The sequence below is a fragment of the Kitasatospora arboriphila genome, assembly GCF_039528095.1.
Taxonomy (GTDB): Bacteria; Actinomycetota; Actinomycetes; order Streptomycetales; family Streptomycetaceae; genus Kitasatospora; species Kitasatospora arboriphila.
This window is the reverse complement of sequence record NZ_BAAALD010000019.1, coordinates 91,805-103,839: the sequence shown is the minus strand read 5'-3', so window position 1 is coordinate 103,839 and position 12,035 is coordinate 91,805. Positions and strand designations below refer to the sequence as shown.

Below are 12,035 nucleotides of genomic sequence, written 5' to 3'. Positions count from 1 at the left end.
GCCGCCGGCCGCACCCCGCCCGGGTCGTCCCCGAGGGCGCCGAAGGGCGCGGCGGTCGGCAGCGGGCGGACGGCCGGCGGGTCCTGCCGCTCGGGCTCCGGGGCCGGGACGGCGGCAGGGGCAGGGGCGGCAGCGGGAGCCGGGGCCGCCTCCGGTCGTGCGTCGGCGGCCGGCTCCGTCACGGCGGCCGGACCGGCCGGTGACCCGGTCTCCAGCAGGGCGGTCGGCAGCAGCACCACGGCGGTGGTGCCGCCGTACGCGGAGGGCCGCAGCGACACCCGGACGCCGTGCCGGCGGGCGAGGCGGCTGACCACGAAGAGGCCGAGCCGGTCGCTGTCGAAGAGGTCGACCTGCTCGGAGGCCTCGATCCGGCGGTTGGCGTCGGCCATCGCCTCGGGGCCCATGCCGAGGCCGCGGTCCTCGATCTCCACGGCGTAGCCGTTGCCGACCTGCTCGCCGCGGACGTGCACCCTGGTGTGCGGCGGCGAGAAGCCGGTGGCGTTCTCGACGAGTTCGGCGACCAGGTGGGTGAGGTCGGCGACGGCCTGCCCGGAGACCGCCGCGGGCGGCAGCCGGTGCACCTCGACCCGGGCGTACTCCTCGACCTCGGCGACGGCGGCCCGCACCACGTCCATCAGCGGGACGGGCTTGCGCCAGGCCCGCCCGGGGGCCGCCCCGGAGAGGATGATCAGGCCCTCGGCGTGGCGGCGCATCCGGGTGGTGAGGTGGTCCAGGCGGAAGAGGTCGGCCAGCTCGGCCGGGTCCTCGGTACGGCGCTCCATCGCGTCCAGCAGGGTGAGCTGGCGGTGCACCAGCACCTGGCTGCGCCGGGCGAGGTTGACGAACACGCCGGACACCCCGGACAGCACCTCGGCGCGCTCCACCGCGGCGGTGACTGCGGCCCGCTGCACCCGGCCGAGGGCGCCGTGCACCTGGCCGATCTCGTCGCCGCCGTGCGGCCGCCGCGGCGCCTCGGCGGCGATGTCGATCTCCTCGCCGGCGCGCAGCCGCCGCATGGTCGCGATCAGGGTGCCGCCGGCGAGTTCGAGGGCGGAGTTGCGCAGCCGGACGAGTTCGGTGACCAGGCCGCGACCGATCTGGACGGAGATCAGCAGCGAGGCGAGCACGGCGGCGAGGCCGAGCAGCACGGCGAGCCCGGCCGGGGTGAACAGCCCGAGCGCGTACGGGTCGGAGCGTTCGGCGGCGGCGCTGCCGGCGGCCCGTTCCACGTCGGCCAGGCCGCGGGCGGTGGCGTCGGCGAGGTCCGCCCAGCGGTCGGCGGGCGCGGCCTGCAGGGCGCCGCGGCCGTCGGGGGCGTCCCGGACGGCGTCCTCCAGGCGCGCGAGTTCGCGGTAGTCCGCGCCGCCGGTGACGGCCTGCAGGGCGGAGCGGTCGGCCGGGCGCAGGTCACGCGAGGCGGTCTGCTCGAAGAGCCGCCGGGCGTAGACGGCGGCGCCGAAGTCGCGCCGCTGGGGCTCGTCGAGACGGCTTGCGGCCTGGCCGGCCCGCAGCAGACTGTCCTCCCGGGCGAGCAGTTCGCGGGCCCGGGAGAACTCCAGCAGCACCCGGGCGTCGGAGGCGACCCGGTGGTCCTGCAGGGCGGTGACCGAACCGGTGACCTCCAGGGCGCGGTCGATCGCGGCGGTGTAGGCGGCGTACGTCTCGGGCCAGCCGGCCTGGTGCTGGAGGACCTTGGCGCGCAGCGCGGGCAGGGCGGCGACGGCGGCGGTGAGTTCGTCGACCCGGCCGGCGGTCTCGTCACCGAGGCCCTCGGCGTCGGCCCGGTTGTAGCCGTCGGCGAGGTGCAGCGGGGCGGCGGCCCGGTCGGTCGCGGCGGCGGCCTCGCGCAGCGCGTTCTCCCGGCCGGGCGGCCCGCCGGCCAGCAGCTGCCCGGCGGCGGTGCGTTCGGCCTGCAGGCCGGTGACGGTGGCGGCGACGGGGTCGAGCACCGTCCGGGTGACGACCTTGAGGTGCAGGGTGTCCCAGACGCCGCGGGCCGTGGTGACGGTGGCGAAGGACCAGAGCGCCAGCACGGAGACGACCGGCACCATCAGCAGGGCGACGATCCTGGCGCGGACGGTGCGGGGGCGCAGCCGCAGCCCGCCGGAGCGGGCCGGGGCCGCCGGCGGTGCGGGGTGGCCGTGGGCGTCGGCGGCCTCCTCCCGGGCCTGTGGGCCGCGGTGCCGGCCGGCGGGCCCGGTCGGGCCGGGGCTGTGTCCGGCGGAGCTCGGCCCGGTGGCCGGTGCGGTGCGCGGTGTGCCGCGGCTTGCTCGCATGGGGCGCGGGGTCCTTTCGAGCGGTGGCGTCAGGGGCGCCCGTGACCGTGGTGGGCGGTCCTAGGCGGCGCGGTCGAGGTCGGCGGTGCCGAGGTCCTCGATGGCGAGTTCGCCGGCCTCGCGGTAGGCGGCGCGCTCCTGGGCGGTGGGGGACAGTGCGACGAACGCGGAGGTGAGGAAGAGGAAGGAGCCGAGGCCGACGGCCAGCGGGAAGACGAACTGCATCGGGGTCGCGCCGCCGAGGTCGGTGCGGGCCGGGTCCAGGTGGACGTGGACGGCGGCCATGCCGGTGTAGTGCATGCAGCTGACCGCGACGCCCATGATCAGGGCGGCGCCGCCGGCGGCCACCAGGGTGCGGATGGCGACGGCGGCCCAGAGCGCCGCGGTGGCGGCACCCACGGCGATGGCGACGGACAGCACCACGGTGGCGGGGGCGTACTCGACGGTGCCGTGCAGCCGCAGTGCGGCCATGCCGAGGTAGTGCATGGCGGCGACGCCGATGCCGGTGGTGAGGCCGCCGAGCAGGATGCTGCGGCCGCGGTGCCGGCCGTAGCCGACGGTGAAGACGCCGAGGCCGACGACGACGACGGCGACGAGCAGGCTGAGCACGGTGAGCGGGACGTCGTAGCGCAGCTCGGTGCCCTCGACGGTGAAGCCGAACATCGCGACGAAGTGCATGGTCCAGATCCCGGAGCCGATCGCGGCGGCGGCGGTGAGCAGCCAGTTGCGGCGGGACGGCCCGCTCGCGGACAGCGCCCGGAGGGTGCACCGCAGCCCGAGCGCGGCACCGACGCAGGCCATCAGGTACGACAGTGCCGGGGTCGGCCAGCCGAAGCTGACGTGGTTCATGGTTCCCATCAGGGCCTCCGAAGGACGTGACCGGACGGTCGGTCATATGCCGTTCGCACGTGCGAAGGGCTTCTCGGATGCGGTGGACGCTACCCAGCGTTCACAAATGGTCACCGGAAGATGTGAAAAGCTGCCCGTCGAACCCGGCGGGTGTGCTCGAATGGGCGGACCCCGTGTGCCGAAATGACTGATGTTCCGTCATGTCCGGTTGCGGACAGGGCTCGTACGCCGCCCTTCTGCCCGCGCACCGGCGCGGTTAGGGTCACGCCACGACGGCCCGCACGACGCGCCCCACCCGTTGCGCGGGGGCATCCCTCCCCACGGTCGCGTCGACCGTGGTGGCCCTCTCCCCACCCCTCGCGGGCCCGCGAAGGAGTCCGTTCCCCCATGCCCCCTGTCCTCTCCCGTCCCCGGACGGCCGTCACGGCGCTGGCGGTGAGCTGCGGCCTGGCGGTGTCCTGGCTGTCCGGCCTGCACAGCACCGCCACGGCCGCCACCGAGGCCACCTCCGACACCTACACCTGGAGCAACGCCAGGGTCGACGGCGGCGGCTTCGTCCCCGGCATCGTCTTCAACCAGACCGAGAAGGACCTGGTCTACGCCCGCACCGACATCGGCGGCGCCTACCGCCAGGACCCGGCCACCAAGAAGTGGATCCCGCTGCTCGACTCGGTCGGCTGGAACGACTGGAACCTCACCGGCGTCGCCTCGCTCGCCACCGACCCCGTGCAGACCAACCGGGTGTACGTCGCGGCCGGCAACTACACCAACAGCTGGGACCCGAACAACGGCGCCGTCCTGCGCTCCACCGACAAGGGCAAGACCTGGGCCCGCACCACCATGCCGTTCAAGATCGGCGGCAACATGCCCGGCCGCGGCATGGGCGAGCGGCTCGCCGTCGACCCCAACGACGACCGGATCGTCTACTTCGGCGCACCCGAGGGCAACGGCCTCTGGAAGTCCACCGACTACGGCGCCACCTGGGCCAAGGTCACCGCCTTCCCCAACGCCGGCAACTACCAGCAGGACCCCACCGACACCAGCGGCTACCTCAGCTCCAACCCGGGCGTGCTCTGGGTGACCTTCGACAAGTCCAGCGCCGCCGCGGGCGCCGCCACCAAGACGGTCTACGTCGGCGTCGCCGACAAGGAGAACAACGTCTACCGCTCCACCGACGGCGGCGCCACCTGGACCCGCCTGGCCGGCCAGCCCACCGGCTTCCTGCCGCACAAGGGCGTGCTCGACAGTGTCAACGGCTACCTCTACCTCGCCACCAGCGACACCGGCGGCCCGTACGACGGCGCCAAGGGCGACGTCTGGCGGTACGACACCAAGGCCGGCAGCTGGCTGCAGATCAGCCCGGTCAAGTCCTCCGACTCCGGCGCCTACTTCGGCTACAGCGGCCTGTCGGTCGACCGTCAGCACCCCAACGTGGTGATGGTGACCGGCTACAGCTCCTGGTGGCCGGACACCCAGATCTACCGCTCCACCGACTACGGCGCGACCTTCAAGCCGATCTGGGAGTACAACGGCTACCCGAACCGGGTCGACCACTACACCCTGGACACCACCACCTCCCCGTGGCTGAGCTGGGGCAACCACCCCTCGCCGCCGGAGGAGACGCCCAAGCTCGGCTGGATGACCGAGTCGCTGGAGATCGACCCGTTCAACTCCGACCGGATGATGTACGGCACCGGCGCCACCCTCTACGGCACCGACGACCTCACCGCCTGGGACGCCGGCTCGAAGATCACCGTCAAGCCGATGGTCGAGGGCCTGGAGGAGACCGCCGTCCAGGACCTGATCAGCCCGCCCACCGGCGCCCCGCTCATCAGCGCCCTCGGCGACATCGGCGGCTTCCGCCACACCTCGCTGACCACCACCCCGGCGATGATGTTCCAGTCGCCGAACCACGGCACCACCACCGCCCTGGACTTCGCCCAGACCAACGGCAACACCGTCGTCCGGGTCGGCAACACCTCCAGCGGCTCCACCGACAAGCACATCGCCTTCTCCAACGACAACGGCGCCAACTGGTACGCGGCGAGCAGCGAGCCGAGCGGCATCACCTCCGGCGGCACCGTCGCGCTCTCCGCCGACGGCACCCGGGTCGTCTGGTCCCCCGGCGGCGCCTCCCCCGTCGCCGGCGCCTTCGGCGGCAGTTCCTGGACGGCCGCGAGCGGCCTGCCGGCCGGCGCGAGCGTCCAGGCCGACCGGGTCAACCCCAAGAAGTTCTACGGCTACGCGGCCGGGGCCTTCTACCTCTCCACCGACGGCGGCGCCACCTTCGCCAGGACCGCGGCCACCGGCCTGCCGGCCAAGGGCAACGTCCGCTTCAAGGCGCTCACCACCACCGAGGGCGACATCTGGTTCGCCGGCGGCGCCGACGACGCCACCTACGGCCTGTGGCACTCCACCGACTCGGGCACCTCCTTCACCCGCCTCGCCGGTGTCGACAAGGCCGACAGCATCGGCTTCGGCAAGGCCGCGACCGGCACCTCCTACCCCGCGCTCTACACCAGCGCCCAGATCGGCGGCGTCCGCGGCATCTTCCGCTCCGACAACGCCGGGGCCAGCTGGGTGCGGATCAACGACGACAACCACCAGTGGGGCTGGACGGGCGCCGCGATCACCGGCGACCCGCGGGTCTACGGCCGGGTGTACGTCTCCACCAACGGCCGCGGCATCATCGTCGGCGACACCTCCGCGGTGACCACCGTCTCCCCGTCGCCCTCCGCCTCGGCCTCCGGCTCGAACCCGGCCTCGCCGTCACCGTCTGCCTCACCGTCGTCCTCGCCTTCGAGCAGCCCCAACCCCGGCTCCTCCTGCGAGGTGACCTACGCGGTCAGCAGCCAGTGGGGCGGCGGCTTCGGCGCCAACGTGACCGTCAAGAACACCGGCAGCACCGCGGTCAACGGCTGGACGCTGAAGTGGTCCTTCGCCAACGGCCAGACCGTCAGCTCGCTCTGGAACGGCGCCGTCACCCAGACCGGCGCCGACGTCACCGTCACCAACCTCGCCTACAACGGCAGCCTCCCGGCCAACGGCGGCACCACCTCGTTCGGCTTCAACGGCACCTGGACGGGCACCAACACCAAGCCCGCCACCTTCACCCTCAACAACACCCCCTGCACCGTCACATAGGCGACAGCTGAACCAGGGGCGCGTGGGGCCAACTCCCGCGCCCCTGTCGGCACACCCCTCACGCCGGGACAACCCATCAGGGGCACGGCCCATGTGCGCCTGCACCTACCTCCGGGTGAGGCGGATGCGGACGGGGCCGCGGGCCTCCAGGGTGATGGCCTGGCCGAGCGGGACCTCGGTGTCGACGGTCTCGACCTCGAACTCCCGCAGGACGGCGGCCAGTGCCAGCACCGACTCCAGCATCGAGAAGTGCTGGCCGATGCAGGCCCGCGGCCCTCCGCCGAACGGGAACCAGGCGTAGCGGTGCCGCCCGGCCTCCCGTTCCGGGGTGAACCGTTCCGGGTCGAAGCGCTCCGGCTCCTCCCAGTGCCCGGGGTGGCGGTGCGTCACGTACGGGGAGACGAGGACGTCCGCACCGGCGGGGATCCGGACGCCGCCGATCTCGCTGTCGGCGACCGCGCGGCGGCCGATCACCGCGGCGGCCGGGAACAGCCGCATGGCTTCCTTCAGCACGGCCGTGGTGTAGGGCAGGGCGGCGAGGTCGTCGGCCTGCGGCGGCCGGTCGCCGAGCACGGCGAGGGCTTCCTCGCGGGCGCGCTTCTGTTCGGCGGGGTGCTTGCCGAGCAGGTGCAGGGCGAAGGCGAGCGAGGTGGCGGTGGTCTCGTGGCCGGCCAGCAGGAAGATCAGGACCTGGTCGCGGAGTTCGGACGGGTCGAGCCGTTCGCCGTCCTCGCCGCGGGCGGCGGCCAGGAGTCCGAGCAGGTCGTCGGAGTCCTGTCCGGCGCGGCGGGCGATGATGGCGTCGCAGACGGCGTACAGCTCGCGTTCGGCGGCCTGGGCCTCGCGGTTGCCGGGGGTGGGCCACTGCCGGGGGATCCGGACGGGGGCGAAGCCGCGGTCGCGGACGTACGCGCCGAGCACCGGGAAGGAGCGACGGACGGCGCCGATGGCCTCTTCCACGTCGGTGCCGAAGAGGATCCGGGCGACGGCCCGCAGCGCGAAGCCGGACATCTCCTCGGCGGCGTCGACGACGCCGCCGGGCACGGCTGTCCAGCGTTCGACGAGGGCGGCGGACTCCTGGGCGATCGCGTCGGCGTAGCCGTCCACCCGGCGTTTGGTGAACAGTGGTTGGACGAGCCGGCGTTGGCGCTGGTAGTCGGCGTCCTGGGCGGTGAGCAGGCCGTTGCCGAGGCTGAGCCGGACCTCCTCGTACATGGTGTTGTCCTTGCGGAAGTCGGCCGCGCGGGTGGCGAGCACCTGCTGGGCGCCCTCCGGCGAGAACACCATGTAGAACTCGACGCGCAGGCCGGGCGGCCCGGCGGTGAAGCGCACCACGTCGCCGTGCTCGCGGTGCGCGGCGAGGTAGGCGGCGAGCGGGTCCCTGGTCAGGTCGAGCATCGAGCCGATCAGCGGCAGCCCCGTCGGGCCGGGTGTCCGGGTGGTGGCCTGCACAGTGTCCCCCTCGGGTCGGATCTCTCCTGTTTCCATAGTGACTGAGTGGTCGTCAGGAGAGTAGGGCGTGCGTGCGGACCGGACGTGACGATCCGCACACACACCCGGCCCGGGTCACTCGTACTCGGTGCCGCCCTTGCGGGTGAGGTAGGCGCCGCCGACCGCCTTGGCGATCGCCCGGCCGCCGGTGACGGGGCTGTACCGCTCGGCCTGCGTGCGGACGACGACGCCCTCGCGGATGTGCAGCTCCTTGCCGGAGACGGTCTCCCGGCCGTCGGCGAGCTCCAGCACCACGGCCTGGTCGTAGGGGCCGCGCCACAGCTCGGGCACCACGGGCAGTTCGCCGCCGAGCACCTCGGCGGCGTCGAGCCAGCGCAGTTGCCCGTCGACGACGGCCGACACGTCGAACACGGCGTAGCCGGGGAGTTCGGTGCGGCCGGAGGCGCCGTAGGAGAGGTCCTGCACGCCGGCGCCGAAGACCTCGCCGAAGACGCCGACCCGGCTGGCGCCGATCCGCTCGGCGAGGGCCGCGGCCACCTCGGGGACGCCGTGCGCCCGCACGGCCCGCCAGTACAGGTTGGTGTCGTCCTCCTTGAGGGCGAGGCCCTGGGCGCCGATGCCCTTGGAGGAGACCTGCACCTCGCCGGACTCGGCGTGGTAGGTGACCAGGCAGCAGCTGCCGTGCACCTTCTCGGTGACGACGACGGGCTCGCCGGGCTCGAAGACGGTCGGGAAGCGCTTGAGGTTCTCGATGTCCACCCAGGGCAGCAGGTCGGGGGCGGCCTCGACGTCGCCGTTCATGTGGGTGGGGATCGGCGGGCGCCACTTGGTGATGCCGAGGCGCTCCGCGAAGTCCTCGCCGCTCTCGGCGGCGGCGGCCAGGTCGACGTCCGCCAGTTCGCCCGGGCGGCAGACGATGCCCTGCGAGAGCTCGCCGCGCAGCCGGACGGCCTTGACCCGGTCGGCGTTGGAGCCGGCCAGGCGCCCGGTCAGTCCGAGCTCCTCGATCAGGGCGGCCGGCAGCACGGCCTGCTCGGGGATGTACACCGCGGTCTCGCCGGTGCGGTACGCGCCCTTGGCGACCACCGCCCGGTACAGGCCGATCTGCGCCAGCTCCAGGGCGTCGGCGTTGGGGTGCTCCAGGATGGTCAGGTGTTCCGCGGTGACGCGCAGTGTGGACATCGGTGTCCCTCCCCGTTCGATACGACGGGGAACACTCTGGCGGCGGCCCGGCGGCAGGGCCAGGGATTTTCGGCCCGGGGCATCGCACATGCGAGAGCCGGGGCGCCCACATGCTGGCCTGTGCGATGAAACAGGGGACGTGCGGCCCGCATCTACGACAGTATGATCGCCGTTGTCACCGCACCTCCGCGCCTCCCAGCGGCGCGGCAGAAGGGGAACCCCATGAGCACCGCAAGACGCCGTTCCGCCGTCGCCGCCCTCGCCGCGGTCGCCCTCGCCGCCGGCCTCACCGCCTGCGGCAGCAGCGGCACCTCGAGCAGCAACGCCGCACCGGCGTCCTCCGCCGCCTCCGCGGGTGCCCCGTCCTCGGCCGCCAAGGTCTCCGGCGACCTGACCGTCTTCGCCGCCGCCTCGCTGAAGGAGACCTTCACCGCGCTCGGCAAGAAGTTCGAGGCCGCCAACCCCGGTGTGAAGGTGACCTTCAACTTCGGCGGCAGCTCGGCGCTCGCCCAGAGCATCGTCTCCGGCGCCCCCGCGGACGTCTTCGCCGCCGCCAGCCCGGCCACCATGAAGACCGTCAGCGACGCCAAGGCCGCCGAGGGCACGCCCCAGGTGTTCGTGCGGAACACGCTGGAGATCGCCGTCCCCAAGGGCAACCCGAAGCACATCACCGGCCTCAAGGACCTCTCCGGGGTCAAGGTCGCGCTGTGCGCCAAGGAGGTGCCCTGCGGCGCCGCCGCCCTGAAGGCCCTCCAGGCCGGCGGGGTGAACATCACCCCCGTCACCCTGGAGCAGGACGTCAAGGGCGCCCTGACCAAGGTCGAGCTCGGCGAGGTCGACGCCTCGCTCGTGTACCGGACCGATGTGCAGGCCGATGCTGCGAAGATCGACGGTGTGGAGTTCCCCGAGGCGGCCAAGGCCGTGAACGACTACCCGATCGCCGCGCTGGCCAAGGCGCCCAACGCCCCGGCCGCCGCCGCCTTCGTCGCGTACATCCGGTCCGCCGAGGCCGCCCAGGCCCTCACCGCCGCGGGCTTCCAGGCGCCGTGACGCCCGCTCCGGCCGCGACGGCGGGCGGGTGCCGTACGCCCTGCTCCTGCCGGCCCTGCTGGGCCTGGCCTTCCTCGTCCTGCCGCTGGTCGGACTGCTGGTGCGCGCGCCGTGGAGCGCACTGCCCGAGCAGCTCTCCAGCCCCGAGGTGTGGCAGGCGCTCAGGCTCTCGCTGATCTGCGCAACGGCGGCCACGGGGGTGTCGCTGGTGCTCGGAGTGCCGCTGGCCTGGCTGCTCGCCCGCACCGAGCTGCCCGGCCGGCGGCTGGTGCGGGCCCTGGTCACCCTGCCGCTGGTGCTGCCTCCGGTGGTCGGCGGCGTCGCCCTGCTGCTCGTCCTCGGCCGCAACGGCATCGTCGGCCGCTGGCTGGACTCGGCCTTCGGCATCACCCTGCCGTTCACCACGCCCGGCGTGGTGCTCGCCGAGGCCTTCGTCGCCATGCCGTTCCTGGTGATCAGCGTGGAGGGCGCGCTGCGCGCCGCCGACCCGCGCTACGAGGAGGCCGCGGCCACCCTCGGCGCCTCCCGGCTCACCGCCTTCCGCCGGGTCACCCTGCCGCTGATCGCCCCGGGCATCGGGGCCGGCGCGGTGCTCGCCTGGGCGCGGGCGCTCGGCGAGTTCGGCGCCACGATCACCTTCGCCGGCAACTTCCCGGGCCGCACCCAGACCATGCCGCTCGCCGTCTACCTGGCGATGGAGTCCGAGCCGGAGGCGGCGATCGCGCTCAGCCTCGTCCTGCTCGCGGTGTCGATCGCCGTCCTCGCGGGCCTGCGGGAACGCTGGATGTCGACGCCGTGACCCACCCCCGGAGCCCAGGGCCCCCTCGCTCGGATCTCGCCGGGTGCGCGACGCCGGGCATCTCCCCCGGCCCCGAGGGGGCCGGGAGGTGCCCCCACCCCGGACGCACCGGCGGATCGTCCACGTACGGTCCGGCACGAGGCCGATCCGCCGGCACGCCCGGCCGGGCGCCCGCCACCGCACGCCGATCCGACGAGATCCGAACGAGAGGGCCGAGATGACCCCGCCCGCCCTGGACGCCCGGCTGCGGGTCGACCGTGCCGCGTTCTCGCTCGACCTCTCGCTCACGGCCGCCCCCGGTGAGGTGCTGGCCCTGCTCGGGCCGAACGGCGCCGGCAAGTCCACCGCGCTGCGCGCCCTCGCCGGGCTGCTGCCGCTCACCGACGGCCGGCTCGCCCTGGACGGCACGGTGCTGGAGGACCCGGCGGCCGGCCTGCACACCCCCGCCGAGGAGCGCCCGGTCGGCGTGGTCTTCCAGGACTACCTGCTCTTCCCGCACCTCGGCGCGCTCGACAACATCGCCTTCGGCCTGCGCTGCCGGGGCCTGCGCAAGGCCGCCGCCCGGGAGGCCGCCCGGCCCTGGCTGGAGCGGATGGGGCTGGCCGAGCACGCCGCCAGCCGCCCGCGCAGCCTCTCCGGCGGCCAGGCGCAGCGGGTGGCGCTGGCCCGGGCGCTCGCCGTCCGGCCGCGGCTGCTGCTGCTCGACGAGCCGCTCGCCGCCCTGGACGCCCGGACGCGGCTCGACGTCCGGGCGCAACTGCGGCGGCACCTCGCCGAGTTCGAGGCCGTCGCGGTGCTCGTCACGCACGACCCGCTGGACGCCATGGTGCTCGCCGACCGGCTGGTGGTGATCGAGGACGGCCGAGAGGTGCAGTCCGGCACGCCCGCGGACATCGCCCGGCACCCGCGCACCGACTACATCGCCCGCCTGGTCGGCCTCAACCTGTACCGGGGCACCGCCGACGGACGCACCGTCACCCTGCCGGACGGCACCGCCCTCGCCACCACCGAACAGCTCACCGGCCAGGCGTTCGTGGCCTTCCCGCCGGACGCGGTGACCCTGCACCGCGGCCGCCCCGACTCCAGCGCCCGCAACGCCTGGCCGCTCACCGTCGCCGGCCTCGACCTGCACGGCGACCGGATCCGGGTCGACCTCACCGGCCCGCTCCCGCTCGCCGCCGACCTCACCCCCGGCGCCGCCGCCGAACTCGACCTGGCCCCCGGCCGCGAGGTCTGGGCCACCGTCAAGGCCGCCCAGACCCACGCCTACCCGGCCTGATGCC

General features: G+C 74.2%; 8 protein-coding genes. 4 read left to right on the top strand and 4 right to left on the bottom strand.

Annotation, left to right across the window (positions count from 1 at the left end; genetic code table 11):
• Both ABD353_RS13150 and ABD353_RS13145 read right to left on the bottom strand, forming a co-directional pair.
• Nucleotides 1–2,276: sensor histidine kinase (locus ABD353_RS13150; RefSeq protein WP_344623725.1), on the bottom strand; the 2,276-nt coding region annotated here is incomplete at its 3' end.
• 60 nt (nucleotides 2,277–2,336) lie between these two features.
• Complete coding sequence (locus ABD353_RS13145; RefSeq protein ID WP_344623724.1) at nucleotides 2,337–3,134, bottom strand: MHYT domain-containing protein; 798 nt, start codon at nucleotides 3,132–3,134, stop codon at nucleotides 2,337–2,339.
• Nucleotides 3,135–3,512: 378 nt separating this feature from the next.
• Here ABD353_RS13145 and ABD353_RS13140 point away from each other — a divergent pair, with 378 nt between their 5' ends.
• On the top strand, nucleotides 3,513–6,269 hold the full coding sequence (locus tag ABD353_RS13140) for a cellulose binding domain-containing protein (RefSeq protein WP_344623723.1): 2,757 nt from the start codon (nucleotides 3,513–3,515) through the stop codon (nucleotides 6,267–6,269).
• A gap of 105 nt (nucleotides 6,270–6,374) precedes the next feature.
• On the opposite strand, the gene ABD353_RS13135 is transcribed toward ABD353_RS13140, so the two are convergent.
• A complete protein-coding gene (locus ABD353_RS13135; protein WP_344623722.1) occupies nucleotides 6,375–7,721 on the bottom strand; it encodes a cytochrome P450 in 1,347 nt (448 codons plus the stop codon).
• A 114-nt stretch (nucleotides 7,722–7,835) separates the two neighbouring features.
• Nucleotides 7,836–8,903, bottom strand: coding sequence for an RNA ligase (ATP) (locus ABD353_RS13130; RefSeq protein ID WP_344623721.1), 1,068 nt, complete (start codon nucleotides 8,901–8,903; stop codon nucleotides 7,836–7,838).
• 222 nt (nucleotides 8,904–9,125) lie between these two features.
• Here ABD353_RS13130 and modA point away from each other — a divergent pair, with 222 nt between their 5' ends.
• The 3 genes from modA to ABD353_RS13115 all read left to right on the top strand — a co-directional run bounded on the left by modA (nucleotide 9,126) and on the right by ABD353_RS13115 (nucleotide 12,031).
• Nucleotides 9,126–9,953: a molybdate ABC transporter substrate-binding protein gene (gene modA, locus ABD353_RS13125; RefSeq protein WP_344623720.1), complete on the top strand. Its 828-nt coding sequence runs from the start codon at nucleotides 9,126–9,128 to the stop codon at nucleotides 9,951–9,953.
• Nucleotides 9,954–9,981: 28 nt separating this feature from the next.
• Entirely contained in the window at nucleotides 9,982–10,752 is a 771-nt protein-coding gene (locus ABD353_RS13120; RefSeq protein ID WP_344623719.1) for an ABC transporter permease, read from the top strand.
• Nucleotides 10,753–10,969: 217 nt separating this feature from the next.
• Nucleotides 10,970–12,031 carry an ABC transporter ATP-binding protein gene (locus ABD353_RS13115; protein WP_344623718.1) on the top strand — a complete coding sequence of 354 codons (1,062 nt, stop codon included), beginning with the start codon at nucleotides 10,970–10,972 and terminating at the stop codon, nucleotides 12,029–12,031.
• The last annotated feature ends 4 nt before the right edge of the window (nucleotides 12,032–12,035 follow it).